Genomic DNA, 14718 nt, shown 5'->3' on the forward strand with positions numbered 1-14718 from the left:
GCGCGATTAGCTCAGCGGTAGAGCACTACCTCGACACGGTAGGGGTCACTGGTTCGATCCCAGTATCGCGCACAGGGCGAAAGCCCGATGCGGATGTAGCGCAGTTGGTAGCGCATCACCTTGCCAAGGTGAGGGTCGCGAGTTCGAGTCTCGTCATCCGCTCCACTCCCCCAGTTGCTGGATTCATTTCCGGGCAGCTGGGGTTATTCTTTTGCCATGACTGGAACCAACACCTCCCCAAAAACACACGAAGAAATCATTGGTGCGGACACCCCCGCTGAGGAAGTACGTGCTGTGGCGATCACGACGACATTCGGATCCTTCACCGCGTCAGGCACCTCTGGGGCACTCGGCAACGATGCGGACAAGGAAGTCATGTTGGCGCTGCGCGAATGGGCTGATGTCATCCTGGTCGGTTCCGGCACGGTCAAGGCCGAGGATTATGGCCCAGCAGCTACCGCGATGGCGGTCGTGTCACGTTCATTAGATTTCGACACAACTACAAAATTATTCTCCGGTACGCCCCCGCTGATCCTCACGCCGGACAAGTCACTGACTGACCCGGAACTACAGGACAGGCGAGATGCCCTTGCCCAGGTGGGCGCAGAACTCATCGGGACGGGCACGGGCGAGCCGCAAGCAATCGTCGATAAGCTTCGTGCCCGCGGTTACGGCCGCATCGTGTGCGAAGGAGGCCCGTCGCTGTATGCCACGATGTTCGAAGCATCGCTTATCGACGTCCTCCACCTCACCTGCTCACCCCACGTCAACGGCGAACCATCAGGCCTTGACGGCAATATCGATGTGGAGCTCGAATTGGAAGATGTTTACTCCGCTGGCTCGCATATCTTCGCTCGCTACCGGCGGGTAAGCGCGGAAAACTAGTTTCGCTTTAGTAGTTTTGGGTGCTGTGACTACCCGCATGAACGCCCTTCGCACGACCTGGTCCTCCCCCGCTACGGAGGAACCACAACGCTGGTCGGCTGTGGCGAGCGCGTTCCTGTGGCCGCTGGCCCTGTTCCTCGTTGCGCACCGCCTCTTGGTCATGGCGCTTCCGGGTGGCAAGACCGATGATTTCACCACGGTGTGGTCAGCTGCGCGGCGGTTTGTTCTGCGCGAGCCGGTATACAACGAGATCTACCACCACGTCGATCCGCACTATCTGTACAACCCGGGCGCGACATTGTTGTTGTCCCCTCTGGGTCTGACTGGCAATACCGATGCGATGCGTTCGCTGTTCATCCTGTTCAACGCCGTATGCATCATCGGTGCACTGGCATGGTTGACGCGACTTGGCGGGTTCCCACTGCGTGGCCCAGTCTTTCCGGGGGCTGTGGCGCTGGCATTTCTCACGGAAGCAGTGACGAATACCCTCACCTTTGCCAATATCAACGGCGTGCTGCTGTTGGGCCTGACAGCCTTTTTGGCATGGCTGCTCGCCGCGGGCGCTGGCTCGTCGTGGGCTGCCGGCGTAGTGCTGGGCCTGTGCATTCTGGTCAAGCCGATGTTCGCGCCTTTGATGTTGCTCCCACTGCTGCGATTGGATTGGCGTGCGCTCAGCAGTGGGATCGTCGTGCCTATCGTGTTCAATGCGATCGCCTGGCCGCTGACCCCGGGGGCACGTGACTACATCGATGTTGTCGCCCCGTATCTGAAGCAGACGCGCGATTATGCGAATTCCTCGCTGGCTGGTGCTGCGGTCTATTTCGACATGCCGGGCTGGCTGCACGGGGCCTTTTTCCTGTTGTTTGCCGCTACTGTGCTCGTCGCAGTGGTATTCCTCGCACGCTTCCGCTTCACCGCAGAGTGGGTTTGGGCGGCGACCACGGCAGCGGTGCTGCTCGCTGGTGTCTGCCTGTTGTCCTCGCTGGGGCAGGCGTATTACTCCATGATGTTCTTCCCCGCGATTTTCACCGTCGGCAGTGCGCTAAGCGCTTTGCGCTCCCCTTCTGCATGGGCGGGAATAATCCTGTGCTTGTCGCCGCTGACGTGGGTAGTGGAAGGCCACGTTGTCACCGGCCGCTGGTTGAATACCTTCCTGCCCACCGTGGGCTGGGCCGTCTTCATCGTTGCGGTCGCTGCTTGGGTTGTGGCCCTCACTCGCTTTCAACAACCGGAAAGGACGCACGTTCATGGCGGACAACACAAATTACAGTGACTGGACCGAACAGCAGTGGCGCGAGCGCTTAAGTCCGGAAGAGTATTACGTGCTGCGCGAGGCCGGCACGGAGCCACCGGGGGTGGGCAAGTACACCAACACCACTACTGAGGGCGTCTACCGCTGCCGGGCATGCAATGAGGAACTCTTCCGCTCCACCGAAAAATTCGAATCCCATTGCGGTTGGCCGTCCTTCTTCTCGCCCCTGGCAGGCGACAAGATCATTGAGCGCGAGGACCGCTCGCTGGGCATGGTCCGCACCGAAGTGTTGTGCGCCAATTGCAATTCGCACCTCGGTCATGTCTTCGCTGGCGAAGGCTATAACACCCCTACTGATCTGCGTTATTGCATTAACTCGATCAGCATGACGCTGGAGGAAAAGCCAGTCCAGTAGTCACGCGACTTCATACTGGCCACGCTCTAGATAAACAGAATAAAACGCCTGTTCACGCGAAAATGCGTGGACAGGCGTTCGTCGCTAAGCGAACTGTTGCTTAAGGCAAGACCTCGATGATCTCTGCGACGTCCTTCACGCGACGGCCAGAGAAGAACGGCAGCTCCTCGCGCACGTGCAGGCGTGCCTCGGTATAGCGCATCTTGTGCATCAAATCGGAGATGCGCTCCAGGGTCGGAGCCTCAAATGCCAACATCCACTCGTAATCGCCGAGCGAAAATGCCGACATCGTGTTGGCGCGAACATCCTTGTAGTCGGCTGCGGCCTGACCATGCTCGATAAGCAGCTGACGGCGCTTGTCCGCGTCCATGATGTACCAGTCGTACGAACGGGTGAATGGGTAGACCGTGATCCAATCTTGTGGCTCTTCGCCCATGATGAATGCCGGAAGGTGGCCACGGTTGAACTCGGCCGGACGGTGCAGGCCCACGCCGATCCAGAACACCTCGAGGCACTTGCCAAAAACGGTAGTGCGGCGGAAATCGTTGTACGCCTTCTGCAGATCAGAGAATTCTTCGGCATGCCACCAGATCATCACATCCGCCTCAGAGCGGATGCCGGAGATGTCGTAGATGCCGCGAACAACGACCTTGTCCTCTTCCTCGAGGCCGGCAAAGAACTTCTTCGCCTCAGCGATGACGTCTGCGCGATCGTTTCCGAGCGCACCCGGAATGATGCGGAACGTTGCCCACTGGGCATAACGCTGGGTGTTATTGAGCTTTTCAAGGTCCGGCTGTGCCATGGAGGCGCATCCTTTCTTCCCGCATGGGACTATCCAACAAAAGTTCTATCGATATCCTACCCCGCGCCATGGGGAAGCTAACGGCGCGCCTCCACAGTTTGGAGGCAGCCACTGGATAGCTTGGAACGCGTGACACATTCGGACCACCCGCATCTCTCCGCCGCTCCCTCCCCTGCGTCTAATTCCGCGGCTCACACCGCAGCTAATGGGGAGTCTGCAACCATCCCTGCCGAATTCAATGAGGCAGTGGAATCGATGCATCGTGCACAGTTGCGGCCGGAGATCAGCCTCGGCACCATTCGTCCGCCGCAGCGCCCCGCGCCGTACAGCCATGCAGTGGGCCTTGAGGTGCAACAGCTTGACGACGACGCCCCAATCCCCACCGACTCCCAAGGCGATGCCTTCGGACGATTGATCCTTCTCTACTCCCCTTCCTCGGAGGAGGCATGGGAAGGTTCGATGCGTCTCGTCGCCTATATCCAGGCCGATATGGACGATGCCGTGGCTTCCGACCCATTGCTGCCGGATGTCGCATGGCAGTGGCTCGGCGAGTCCCTGGCTGAGACTGGTGCTGATTACACCAATCTTGGTGGCACGGTGACTTCTACCGCCTCAGTCCGCTTCGGTGAGATCGGTGGCCCGCCACGCGCATACCAGATTGAAATGCGTGCCTCCTGGACCGCGACCGGCACTGACCTCTCACACCACGTCGAGGCGTTCTCAAAGGTGCTCGCTCACGTCGCTGGCTTGCCGCCGGAAGGCGTTGCCGGCATTGATGGTCGCCGCTAATCCGCGATGCGGCACAACCCACAGCGTTCAGCAGACACCACGGATTTTGAGCTCGCGGCCACGCCGGATGCTTATCGACGCGCCGCCGACGCCCTTTCCGCCGGCCGTGGCCCATTCGCTATCGACACCGAACGTGCGTCGGCCTACCGTTATGACGACCGCGCGTTCTTAGTTCAGATCTATCGCCGCGACGCCGGGACCTTTCTGCTCGCCCCAGAAGGCCACCGCGTTGAGCTCGAGGAGATCATCGCTCCTGTAGTCAACGGTGGCGATTGGATAGTTCACGCTGCACCTGAAGACCTGCCCAGCCTGGCTGAATTAGGCCTATATCCCGGCACACTCTTCGACACCGCGCTGGCCGGACGCATCGCTGGCTTTGATAAGCCCAACCTGGGCGCCATGGTCGAAGAATTCTGCGGCATCACCCTGGAAAAAGGCCATGGCCGCGAAGATTGGTCTGAAGTTCCGCTGCCCGCTGATTGGCTGAAATATGCCGCCGAAGACGTCATCTACCTCAATGAGCTCGCCGAAGCTCAGGCTGAGCTGCTCGCTGCCGAGGGAAAGCTCGATTTCGCTGATGAGGAGTTCGCCTTCATCGTCGCTGAATATGAGGACTTTCAGCCAGCGACCAAGACCTGGCGGGACCTCAAGGGGGTCTCACACCTCAAATCACGCAAATCCCTCGCCGTGGCCAAAGCACTGTGGGAAAAGCGCGATGCGCAGGCTCGCAGCCGTGATATTTCCCCGTCCCAGATTTTGAACAACAAGGCACTCGTGGCAATCGCCAAAGAACTACCTCGCACGCCACAAGAACTTGGCTCTATTTCGGGCTTTCCCCGTCGCCGCCGCGGCGCGGTGAACGCCTGGTTCCGCGTACTCCGCGAGATCTACGCATCGGATCCTGGCACCTGGCCGGACCAAACCCAGCGTGAGGATGACGGATCAGCCCCCGGTAAATCTGCTTGGCAACGCCATCACCCTGACTCCTGGGAGGCACTGCAGGCCATGCGCTCTGCAGTAGCATCCACCGCTTTCGACATGAAGGTGCAGCCTGAAGTACTGCTCACGCCAGCGATCTTGCGCGAAGCAGTGTGGACGGTGACCAATGAGCCAGGCCCGTGGAGCACCCACCAAGCAGCTATTCTGCTCCGCTCACTCGGGGCACGTGAATGGCAGATCGCCGAAGTCGCCCCATTACTCGGCTCGCTTGAAACCGAGTAGAACTACAGGTTTTTAATCCACGCTTCGATAGCCGCCTGAGCCGAATCTGCATCCAAGCCCACATCAGCGATGAGCTGCGAACGCGATGCGTGCTGCGGGAAGACATCCGGGAATGCGAGATGACGCAGCGGCGTATCCACCTCAGCGGCATTGAGAACTTCGCCCAGTGCGGAACCGATGCCACCGCGGACCACACCATCTTCGTACACCACGACCATGTCGGCGCTCGCCGCCATGTCAACCAGTTCAGGATTGATCGGCACAATCCAACGCGGGTCCACCACTGTGATGCGGTGGCCTTTCTTGTTCAGGCTCTCTGCGACTTGGACCGCGAACTCAGCAAATTCACCGATGGCCACGATGAGGACCTCGGGTGTTGCATCATCGCTGCTCTCACCATCTCCGGCTGCTGGCTCGACCAGAACATCGCAACCGCCGTCAGTTCGACGCACAGCCTCGATCGCAGGACCGACATCGCCCTTGGGGAATCGGACCACGGTCGGGCCATCATCGACCGCGATTGCCTCACGGAATTCCTCACGCAGGGTGTCCGCATCACGCGGAGCCGCCACGCGGATACCTGGCACAATCGATGTGATCGCCATATCCCACACACCGTTGTGGCTTGCGCCATCACTACCGGTGATACCGGCACGATCCAGCACCAACGTGACCGGCTGATTGATCAAGCCGACATCCATGAGCAGCTGATCAAACGCACGGTTGAGGAATGTGGAGTACACCGCGACGACCGGATGCAATCCGCCCAGCGCCATACCGGACGCAGAGGTCACTGCATGCTGCTCGGCGATGCCGACATCGAAGAAGCGGGACGGGAATTGCTCCGCAAAAGGCGTCAGACCTGTCGGACCTGCCATCGCGGCGGTCAGCGCAACGATATCTTCACGCTCATGTGCTGCACGCAGCAGTTCCTCCGAGAAGACAGAGGTCCAGCCCGGACGGGACGTGCCCAGCGACTCACCGGTGACCGGATCAATCGCACCGGTCGAGTGCATCTGGTCGGCCTCATTATTCACCGCGGGGGCGAAACCATGGCCCTTCTCAGTTGCCACGTGAATGATCAGCGGACCATCATGCTGCTTCGCATACGCCAGCGCAGTCATCAAGGCCTCGATGTCGTGCCCCTCAATCGGGCCGACATATTTCATGCCCAGGTCTTGGAACATCTGCGTGGTCACTACCTGGTGCTTGATGCCCTCTTTGACTGCCTGCAACGCACCGAACGCACGCTCACCTACCCAGCCCATGGACTTCAAGGTGCGCTTGCCTTGCTGCATCACCTCGTCATAGCCAGGCTGAATCCGGATCTGTGCGATCTGGGATTTCAAATCCTCCAGGTTGCGGGCAAAGCCACCGATCGTCGGCGAATAGGAGCGACCGTTGTCATTGACCACGATCACCACATTGCGGTTGCCCGCAGCGATATTGTTCAACGCTTCCCAGCACATGCCACCGGTGAGAGCACCATCACCGACAACAGCGACGACATTGTCTGCACCATGGCCTTGCAGCACCTTCGCCTTCGAAAGCCCATCGGCGTACGACAACGCCGCGGATGCGTGCGAGGACTCAGTCCAGTCATGCTCAGACTCACTGCGACTGGTGTACCCAGACAGGCCATCTTTTTGGCGGAGAGTATCAAATTCGCCAACACGTCCCGTGAGAATTTTGTGCACGTAAGACTGGTGCGACGTATCAAACAGGATCGGCTCCTGCGGTGAGTCGAATACCGCGTGCAACGCGATCGTCAGCTCAACGACACCGAGGTTCGGGCCGAGGTGCCCGCCTGTTTTAGAGACCTTTTGAATGAGGAATTCGCGGATTTCACGAGCAAGGCGGTCGAGTTCCTCCGCCGACATACGCTTCAAGTCAGCGGGAAGGTTGAGGTGGTCAAGCCTACTCACTTTTCGTCTTGGCTCCTTCTCAGCGAATTCTCTCCCGCCTGTATCACCCCAGTTAGGGCAATCATTAGCGGTCTTCATCGTTTGGACTAGTTTACACGCTAGCCCAGCAAAACCATTATTTTCCGTGGGCCGGAATCAGACTGGTCAGCACTTCGAAGTGGTGAGTGTTCGGGAATGCGTCGATAAGCGCCATGTGCTCGACAACATAGCCTGCTTCGCCCCAGGCAAAGAGGTCGCGGGCAAATGTCGCCGGGTCACAACCGATGTGAATCACTCGCTGTGGTTCACGCGCTGCTACTGCTTTAACGACTTCTTCACCCGCCCCCGTGCGCGGTGGATCAAGCACGACCAACCCCGGATCGGGCAAGGCGTCGATGCTGGCTTCGACCTTTTGGTTGCGTACCTCAACATCGAAGTGCTCCAGTACGGGCTGTTTTGAGCGGGTCGCTGCCGCCGAATAATCCACGCTGACCACCTGGGCGCCAGTGCCTAGTGCCTCGCTGATCTGCGGGACGAAGAGTCCGACACCGCCATAAAGGTCCCACCCAATGGGACGGGCATACGTGTCTTGCGCCCACTTAGCGATGTAGCCGCAATAGGTCGCCGGCGCGGACGTGTGTGCCTGCCAGAATGCCGTTGGCGGAAAGGTGAACACAGACTCTCCTAGTCCGCTCCCCACCGGCGCCGGCACGGCCTGCGTGACATTCTCTTCGCCTTCAATGCGCGTTTGGATCCGCTCAATGCGCTTGCCTCGCTGAGCACGCTGTGTTTCCACGACATGGCGCCGGCCGCGTGAATCCATGACAACGACCAATTCCGCACCGGGTGTGAACGTGCGTGCGTCCTCGCCCACGATTCCGTCTTGCACTTCGTCGCCCACTTGCGTGCATCGAATTCCTGAAATCACATCGTGGCTTTTCGCCTTACGCATTCCAGCACGCCCATCGGGTCCAACGCCGAACCGGACGCGTGTGCGCCAGCCTGTTTGCGGGGCGAGAGCTTCCTGCTCAAGATCGGAGGCGAGATCGAATCCGGTGAGCACGCCACTGCTCTTAGCAAATTTATCCAGCTGCCCTACCAGGATCTCACGCTTAAACCGCTGCTGTGCAGCCGGTGCGATATGCGAATAATCGCAACATCCAGCACCTGCCTTTGCTGCTGGGCACATCGGGTCCACACGATCAGTAGACGGTGCCTCGATCGATGTCGCCGTCCCGCGCGCCCAATTCTTCTTCACCCGGGTCAAGGTCACTCGAGCGGTATCACCAGGGATCGCCCCGGCGACAAAGACCACTCGCCCATCAGGCGCTTGCGCGATGGCCTCCCCGCCGTGCGCCATGGCGGTGGGAGTGAGTGTGAGTTCATCTCCCACATTGAGGTTGGAAGGTGCCCCTGGTGCGGAGGCAGAAGACATTGAGGGTTGGTCGTCCATTGAAGGTCTAGTTTTCCGGATTCTGGTTCTGCTGATTCTGTTCGTTTTGCTGCTGTTGCTGTTGCGCCATTGCCTGCTGGAGCTGGGCCGCTAGCTGTGCAGGAAGTTCCACCGGCAGTGAGTTACCAGCCAGCACCGGCGTCGAACCGCGGTAGACGAACGAGCGGGCAATGATCTCGCGTGCGAGTTTGGCCAGGTCGTCTTCCTTACCGTGCGGTGCAGCTAGGGTGACGCGGTACAGCCAACGCGGTCCTTCCACACCAACGATGCGAATCACGCCATTCTCACCGCGGCCAACAACTTCGCGTCCCCATGGGCCAGCCTCGTACGTGACGGGCATGCCTTCTTCAGTCATGCCTTCGAAGATCTCGTCACTGGATTCTTCCCACATGCCGCCAGAACTTGGCGACGCAAAAGCGACCGGCGTGATGCGACCGTACTGAGTGACAACATGGAGCATGCGCGGGCCTTGCTCCCCCATCTCCACCTGCACCTGGGAGCCCTTCGGCAATGGCAGCTGGATCGAACCCAGATTCAAGATGCCTTCGGCGAAATCACTGAAGTCAAAATCATTGATGTCCACGCTGTCGCCATCGAACGGGCCAGTGTTTCCACCAATGGCATCGTGCTCGATGGTGACGGGACCCTGGTCAGCTGGCTTCGCCGGTGCGGTGCTTTCGGGCTCGTTGTCGCGCTCAGCCTCGGTTTCGGAAGGCTCCTCATTGGCCTTCGTGGTTGCGCCTTCTTGAAGGTCCGTAATAGTCAGCTCAGAACTCGGATTCTGCGAAGATTCCTGGGAGGTCTGATCTGCAGATTGCGGTGCCTGCGCAGCCTCATTTGCTTTCTTATTCTTCTTGCCAAACGGCCACAGTGCCATGGTGCGAGGTACTCCTTAACGTCGTTTTCGTCGCTACTAACTAATTATCGTCGTGCTTGTCTCGTCATCAGTTCACGCCAGTGGAGCCGTAACCGCCGGCACCACGAACTGTTTCATCCAATTCGTCCACTTCCATGAAATCAGGCAGCTCCACACGCTGAACTACGAGCTGAGCAATGCGCATCCCACGCGTGACTTCAAAAGCAGTGTCCTTATCAGTGTTCAACAGGCACACTTTCAACTCACCGCGATAGTCCGCGTCAATAGTGCCCGGTGTGTTCACGATGGTCAGACCATGCTTAGCGGCTAAACCAGAGCGCGGATGAATCAAGCCCACTGTGCCCAACGGAAGCGCCAAGGCAATACCCGTGCTCACCAGAGCGCGCTCTCCCGGTGCAAGAGTGATGTCTTCAGCTGAGTGCAGATCCACCCCGGCATCACCGCGGTGCGCACGCTTTGGCATTGGCAGCTCCGGGTCCAACCGCTTCAGCGGAATCGGCCCAATGCCAGCTGACTGCCCGTTGTTTTGAGGTTCATTCACGTGATTAGTCACGGCCCCACACTACGTCACGGGGTTGAGCGGACGCTGAAGACGGTTGCTGTCGGCGTCGATAAGCATGCCCCGTAGTTCGGCGCGCAGTGCGCATGATTAAGCGAACCGGCCCGCCCTGCTTAACATGGAATGCGTGACCGAAAATACGAGTGAGAATATGAGCCCTGCTTCGAGCGATAATCCCACTGGAAGTCCCCGTCCGGCCGCTGGCCCGGAAGTCCTCTACTCCGAGCGCCAATGGGTTCCGGCGTGGTGGTGGGTTGCTGCCATCGCATTCGCAGCACTCATCGGAGCCCAAATGGGCAATAACCGCGGAATTGCGTGGTTCGCCATCGCATTTCTGGTCGTCGCAGCGGTCATCGCATGGTTCTTAATCCACCTGTCTTCAACCGTGGTCAAGGTTGAACGCGATACCGATGGCACACGGTGGTTGGTGATCGGGGAAGCGAACCTTCCAAATACTGTGGTCACGCGCTCTTTGGCTGTGCCGAAATCCGCGAAGCGCAATGCGCTCGGCCGGCAGCTCGACCCCGCTGCGTACCTCGTGCATCACGCCTGGGTAGACCAGCTGACGCTGTTTGTACTCGACGACCCAGAAGACCCCACCCCCTACTGGTTGGTGTCGTCAAAGAACCCCGAAGAACTGTTGCGCGCCTTCGTGCCCGATCAAGCCGACCGGGCCATCGAACCCCTCACGAAGGCGTAACACCCAGTTTTATTCGCAGTCGAGGCAGATCTTGGAGCCGTCCGGCTCGGTGTGCCCCAGGCGGTTGTTCTTCTGCACCAAGAAACAGGACGCACAGGTGAACTCATTCTGCTGCTTCGGCACAACAGAAACATTGAGCTCCTCCCCAGACAGATCAACCTGCGGAGGATCAAAAGCGTCAACAACCTCGCCGTCATCATCCATGCTGCTTCCGGCAGCCTCCTGAGCCTTGAGACCTTCGAGCGAGTCGGTCTCAATCTCATCGTCGAGGCGGCGGCGCGGTGCGTCGTAATCGGTGGCCACTAGTGGGTCTCCTTTGCCAAACATCGTCCCAGTAAGAACCGCACAGTTGTGGCGAAAAGAACGCCTCTCGAAGGCCCTTACTGCTCTACTTTCGACGCGATCCTAAAACAACGATCTTGATCTGTCATGTTTCTGACACACATTGGCCTTTCTGGCGTGTCGTACGGGGTGCCTTCGCCGAGCCTCGTGGCCCCAATCTCGCCGTGAGCCAGCTAGAATTGTGCACCATGGTTAACGGAGTTAACGGCAATAGCGAAAACAGCACGCAGCCAGCAGTGACAGATGCAGAGCATTACTGCTGCGGCATCGATATCGGAGGCTCCGGTGTCAAAGGCGCCATCGTGGATATGCACACTGGCGAGTTCGTCGGTGAGCGCATCAAAATCGCAACTCCACAGCCCGCAACGCCCGAGGCTGTCGCGTCCACCGCGGCAGAAATTCTCAACCAGCTTGGGTGGGATGGTCCGGTGGGCGTGTGCTTGCCGTCAGTTGTCACTGACCAAGTCGCCCGCAGCGCCGCGAATATTGACAGCTCGTGGATTGGCACCAACGTCCATGACCTTTTCACTGAACATCTCGGCGGACGCCACATTGCAGTGCTTAACGACGCAGATGCGGCCGGCCTCGCCGAAGTCGCCTTCGGTGATGAGACTGCTCGCTCTGGTGCCGTCATCTTCCTGACATTCGGCACCGGAATTGGATCCGCATTCCTCATGGACGGCGAGCTCTACCCCAACACTGAGATCGGCCACATGATCGTGGATGGCAAGGAAGCCGAGCACCAAGCGTCTTCCTCAGCGAAGGACCGTGAGGACCTCAGCTACAAGAAGTGGGCAAAGCGAGTGGATAAGGTCCTCACTGAATACGAGAAGTTGTTCAATCCGACCACATTCGTTGTGGGCGGTGGCATCTCCCGCAAACACGACAAGTGGGTGCCTCTTCTCACCGTTGAAACTCCTGTGGTGCCGGCACAGCTGCGCAACCGGGCAGGCATCGTCGGTGCCGCCATGGCTGTGTGGAAAAACGTGGCACCCTAAATTCCCCACTCAGACGAAGCGAACAGCACGGTCATTAACCAGACCGTTCACCTACAGCACTGGCCCTAATCGCCCACCGTTGAAACTAAAAAGTTAATGGAGGTGGCGCACACTACTTGTACATGCGTATGCTGTAGGGTTGTTCAATACCCAGCGGTACTGGCACCGGCAAGGACAATCCTTTTCGGTGCTGGTGCCGCGCCGTAACTCATGGACGTAGGAATAGACTCCGCCTCTCCTTGTTGAAACCACTCTCCCGTATGGTGGTGGCACATTGACAACGAGAAGCGACGAGCTCATGAAAGGTCGTACGTGGCAGCGAGCACCGCATCCAACAAGAAGAGCCCTGATACCAGCTCTGACGCAGCAACTAGCAGCGCCGACGGCCAGGCATCCGGAAGCACCGGGGCTGCTTCGCCTGCCCGCAAGACCGCTGCGAAAAAGACGGCAAAGAAAGCAGCGAAGAAGACCGCCCAGAAGACCACTGCCAAAAAGACTACGAAGAAGGCAGCTAAAAAGACTGCCAAGAAGGCAGTGAAGAAGACCGCCAAGAAAACCGCGAAGAAGACGGTCCGGAAGTCGGCTGCGAAGAAGACCGTGCGCAAGACTGCAGCAGCTAAAGCTGCTCCGGAGGCGGACGAAATCGACGAGTCCGAGGACAGCGAGGACGAACTCAACGACGACTTGCTGGACGATGACATCGATGAGGACGGTCTGGATGATGACCTCGACGATGACATCGATGAGGACGGTCTGGATGATGACCTCGATGAGGACCTTGATGATGAAGAGGTCGTCGATGCTGTGATCGAGGAAGACGAGGACGAGGACGACGCAGAGGATGTCGTGCCGGAGCTGGGCAAGGAAGACGCTTCCGATAAAACACCAGCACCCAGCGATGATGATGAGGATGACAGCAACTCCGCACCGTCCGTCTGGGATATTGAGGAATCTGCTGCCCTGCGCCAGGCTCGTAAGGATGCACAGCTCACGGCTTCTGCTGACTCGGTCCGCGCTTATTTGAAGCAGATCGGCAAGGTCGCACTGCTCGACGCTGAGCAGGAGGTCTCTCTGGCAAAGCGCATCGAGTCTGGCTTGTACGCCCAGTACCGCCTAGATGAGATGCAGCGTGCTGCTGATGAGGGCGATAAGGACGCCAAGCTCACCCCTGCGGTGAAGCGCGACCTGCGTGCCGTGGCACGCGATGGTCGCAAGGCGAAGAACCACCTGCTCGAGGCAAACCTTCGTCTCGTGGTCTCCCTTGCTAAGCGCTACACCGGCCGTGGCATGGCTTTCTTGGACCTGATCCAGGAAGGCAACCTCGGTTTGATCCGTGCGGTGGAGAAGTTCGATTACTCCAAGGGTTACAAGTTCTCCACGTACGCAACGTGGTGGATCCGCCAGGCAATCACCCGCGCGATGGCTGACCAGGCCCGCACCATTCGTATTCCGGTGCACATGGTCGAGGTCATCAACAAGCTCGGCCGCATCCAGCGTGAGCTGCTGCAGGACCTCGGCCGTGAGCCGACGCCGCAGGAGCTGGCTAAGGAAATGGACATCACCGAGGAGAAGGTCCTCGAGATCCAGCAGTACGCTCGCGAGCCGATCTCGCTGGATCAGACCATCGGTGATGAGGGCGATAGCCAGCTTGGTGACTTCATTGAGGACTCTGAGGCAGTCGTTGCTGTCGATGCTGTGTCCTTCACCCTCCTGCAGGATCAGCTGCAGGACGTGCTGCACACGCTGTCTGAGCGTGAAGCTGGAGTTGTGCGCCTGCGCTTTGGTCTGACGGACGGAATGCCGCGCACGCTCGATGAGATCGGCCAAGTCTACGGCGTGACCCGTGAGCGTATCCGCCAGATCGAGTCGAAGACGATGTCGAAGCTGCGCCACCCGTCGCGTTCGCAGGTGCTGCGCGACTACCTGGACTAATTCCAAGCAGTACAAAGCGCTTATCGACGATTGAACGGCCCCACGGGATTCACTCCCCGGGGGCCGTTTTCGTGTTTCAGCTACTTCATTTCAGCTCTTAAGTGTGTTCCATGTAGCGGTCGCGTGACCGGTCCAGGAAGCTTTCGTTCTCCCCGACTCCGCTGTCGGGAACAGCAGGATCGGTGAGAGTGCCACCGCCTTCTTCCATGATGATCATGAAGACAAGCACCGCGAAGATGATGGCGATGACCAATGCCAGACTGCTCAGGATGATTCCGATGATGCTTCGCGCTTGGCCTGATTGGGTCAACCCGCGACGGTGCTGGCTCAGCCCGATTGATCCGAAAATGATGCCGGCGATGGCACCAAGAGTGCCAAAGATGAGGAAGTACCACGAACCCAGAACCGTAAGGATCCCGAGAGTAAGCGAGGCTGTAGCGAACCCATTGCCGCGTCGCGCAAAACCAGCTGGGTGTGGCTGCGGGACCGGCGGATACGAATTCGGCACATACGGATTTGGCCCATGCGGGGTGTAGCGACCGTATGGGTCAACAGGGCCACGGTTCATGGGATTCGGGTGCGCCATAAT

Annotated in this window: 15 protein-coding genes and 2 tRNA genes; 10 read left to right on the forward strand and 7 right to left on the reverse strand. The window is 58.9% G+C overall.

Annotation, left to right across the window (positions count from 1 at the left end):
- The 5 genes from Q0X21_RS04250 (at window position 1) to msrB (ending at window position 2552) form a co-directional block, all read left to right on the forward strand.
- A tRNA-Val gene (locus Q0X21_RS04250) sits at window positions 1-72 on the forward strand.
- Window positions 73-89: 17 nt separating this feature from the next.
- A tRNA-Gly gene (locus Q0X21_RS04255) sits at window positions 90-165 on the forward strand.
- 51 nt (window positions 166-216) lie between these two features.
- A complete protein-coding gene (locus Q0X21_RS04260; RefSeq protein WP_297850512.1) occupies window positions 217-885 on the forward strand; it encodes a dihydrofolate reductase family protein in 669 nt (222 codons plus the stop codon).
- A 25-nt stretch (window positions 886-910) separates the two neighbouring features.
- The gene (locus Q0X21_RS04265) at window positions 911-2158 is read left to right on the forward strand and encodes a glycosyltransferase family 87 protein (protein WP_297850513.1); all 1248 of its coding nucleotides are present in this window, start codon (window positions 911-913) and stop codon (window positions 2156-2158) included.
- On the forward strand, window positions 2133-2552 hold the full coding sequence (gene msrB, locus Q0X21_RS04270; RefSeq protein WP_297850514.1) for a peptide-methionine (R)-S-oxide reductase MsrB: 420 nt from the start codon (window positions 2133-2135) through the stop codon (window positions 2550-2552). Before Q0X21_RS04265 ends, msrB begins: the two co-directional genes overlap by 26 nt.
- A 100-nt stretch (window positions 2553-2652) precedes the next feature.
- Here msrB and hemQ read toward each other — a convergent pair whose 3' ends face one another.
- Window positions 2653-3354 carry a hydrogen peroxide-dependent heme synthase gene (gene hemQ / locus Q0X21_RS04275; protein ID WP_297850515.1) on the reverse strand — a complete coding sequence of 234 codons (702 nt, stop codon included), beginning with the start codon at window positions 3352-3354 and terminating at the stop codon, window positions 2653-2655.
- Between the two features lie 222 nt (window positions 3355-3576).
- On the opposite strand from hemQ, the gene Q0X21_RS04280 reads away from it, so the two are divergent.
- Both Q0X21_RS04280 and Q0X21_RS04285 read left to right on the forward strand, forming a co-directional pair.
- Window positions 3577-4143, forward strand: a complete 567-nt coding sequence (locus Q0X21_RS04280; protein ID WP_297850575.1) for a DUF3000 domain-containing protein — start codon at window positions 3577-3579, stop codon at window positions 4141-4143.
- Between the two features lie 6 nt (window positions 4144-4149).
- On the forward strand, window positions 4150-5364 hold the full coding sequence (locus Q0X21_RS04285) for an HRDC domain-containing protein (RefSeq protein WP_297850516.1): 1215 nt from the start codon (window positions 4150-4152) through the stop codon (window positions 5362-5364).
- A gap of 2 nt (window positions 5365-5366) precedes the next feature.
- Here the strand turns inward: Q0X21_RS04285 and dxs are convergent, their stop codons facing one another.
- From dxs to dut, 4 genes are all read right to left on the reverse strand, one after another.
- Window positions 5367-7289: a 1-deoxy-D-xylulose-5-phosphate synthase gene (gene dxs, locus Q0X21_RS04290; protein ID WP_297850517.1), complete on the reverse strand. Its 1923-nt coding sequence runs from the start codon at window positions 7287-7289 to the stop codon at window positions 5367-5369.
- A gap of 115 nt (window positions 7290-7404) precedes the next feature.
- On the reverse strand, window positions 7405-8703 hold the full coding sequence (locus Q0X21_RS04295) for a class I SAM-dependent RNA methyltransferase (RefSeq protein ID WP_297850518.1): 1299 nt from the start codon (window positions 8701-8703) through the stop codon (window positions 7405-7407).
- Between the two features lie 25 nt (window positions 8704-8728).
- Entirely contained in the window at window positions 8729-9598 is an 870-nt protein-coding gene (locus tag Q0X21_RS04300; RefSeq protein WP_297850519.1) for a DUF3710 domain-containing protein, read from the reverse strand.
- A gap of 67 nt (window positions 9599-9665) precedes the next feature.
- Window positions 9666-10139, reverse strand: coding sequence for a dUTP diphosphatase (gene dut / locus Q0X21_RS04305; protein ID WP_297850576.1), 474 nt, complete (start codon window positions 10137-10139; stop codon window positions 9666-9668).
- Between the two features lie 169 nt (window positions 10140-10308).
- On the opposite strand from dut, the gene Q0X21_RS04310 reads away from it, so the two are divergent.
- Window positions 10309-10857 carry a DUF3093 domain-containing protein gene (locus Q0X21_RS04310; RefSeq protein ID WP_297850577.1) on the forward strand — a complete coding sequence of 183 codons (549 nt, stop codon included), beginning with the start codon at window positions 10309-10311 and terminating at the stop codon, window positions 10855-10857.
- Window positions 10858-10866: 9 nt separating this feature from the next.
- Here the strand turns inward: Q0X21_RS04310 and Q0X21_RS04315 are convergent, their stop codons facing one another.
- Window positions 10867-11160, reverse strand: a complete 294-nt coding sequence (locus Q0X21_RS04315) for a DUF4193 domain-containing protein (protein ID WP_297850520.1) — start codon at window positions 11158-11160, stop codon at window positions 10867-10869.
- A gap of 227 nt (window positions 11161-11387) precedes the next feature.
- Between Q0X21_RS04315 and ppgK the strand changes: the two genes are divergently transcribed.
- Window positions 11388-12197 (forward strand): polyphosphate--glucose phosphotransferase, encoded by an 810-nt coding sequence (ppgK, locus tag Q0X21_RS04320; protein ID WP_297850521.1) that lies wholly within the window; start codon window positions 11388-11390, stop codon window positions 12195-12197.
- A 312-nt stretch (window positions 12198-12509) separates the two neighbouring features.
- Window positions 12510-14129, forward strand: a complete 1620-nt coding sequence (locus Q0X21_RS04325; protein ID WP_297850523.1) for an RNA polymerase sigma factor — start codon at window positions 12510-12512, stop codon at window positions 14127-14129.
- A gap of 97 nt (window positions 14130-14226) precedes the next feature.
- Here the strand turns inward: Q0X21_RS04325 and Q0X21_RS04330 are convergent, their stop codons facing one another.
- Entirely contained in the window at window positions 14227-14715 is a 489-nt protein-coding gene (locus Q0X21_RS04330; protein ID WP_297850524.1) for a DUF4190 domain-containing protein, read from the reverse strand.
- Between the last annotated feature and the right edge of the window lie 3 nt (window positions 14716-14718).

Origin of the sequence: uncultured Corynebacterium sp. (genome assembly GCF_947253065.1) — a bacterium.
In the GTDB taxonomy this organism is placed as follows: Bacteria; Actinomycetota; Actinomycetes; order Mycobacteriales; family Mycobacteriaceae; genus Corynebacterium.

Excerpts from the sequence above, each read along its gene's own strand:
- Q0X21_RS04260 (WP_297850512.1), top strand. The coding sequence starts at position 217 with ATGACTGGAACCAACACCTCCCCAAAAACACACGAAGAAATCATTGGT.
- msrB (WP_297850514.1), top strand. The coding sequence starts at position 2,133 with ATGGCGGACAACACAAATTACAGTGACTGGACCGAACAGCAGTGGCGC.
- hemQ (WP_297850515.1), bottom strand. The coding sequence starts at position 3,354 with ATGGCACAGCCGGACCTTGAAAAGCTCAATAACACCCAGCGTTATGCC.
- Q0X21_RS04285 (WP_297850516.1), top strand. The coding sequence starts at position 4,150 with ATGCGGCACAACCCACAGCGTTCAGCAGACACCACGGATTTTGAGCTC.
- Q0X21_RS04295 (WP_297850518.1), bottom strand. The coding sequence starts at position 8,703 with ATGTCTTCTGCCTCCGCACCAGGGGCACCTTCCAACCTCAATGTGGGA.
- Q0X21_RS04300 (WP_297850519.1), bottom strand. The coding sequence starts at position 9,598 with ATGGCACTGTGGCCGTTTGGCAAGAAGAATAAGAAAGCAAATGAGGCT.
- Q0X21_RS04310 (WP_297850577.1), top strand. The coding sequence starts at position 10,309 with ATGAGCCCTGCTTCGAGCGATAATCCCACTGGAAGTCCCCGTCCGGCC.
- ppgK (WP_297850521.1), top strand. The coding sequence starts at position 11,388 with ATGGTTAACGGAGTTAACGGCAATAGCGAAAACAGCACGCAGCCAGCA.
- Q0X21_RS04330 (WP_297850524.1), bottom strand. The coding sequence starts at position 14,715 with ATGGCGCACCCGAATCCCATGAACCGTGGCCCTGTTGACCCATACGGT.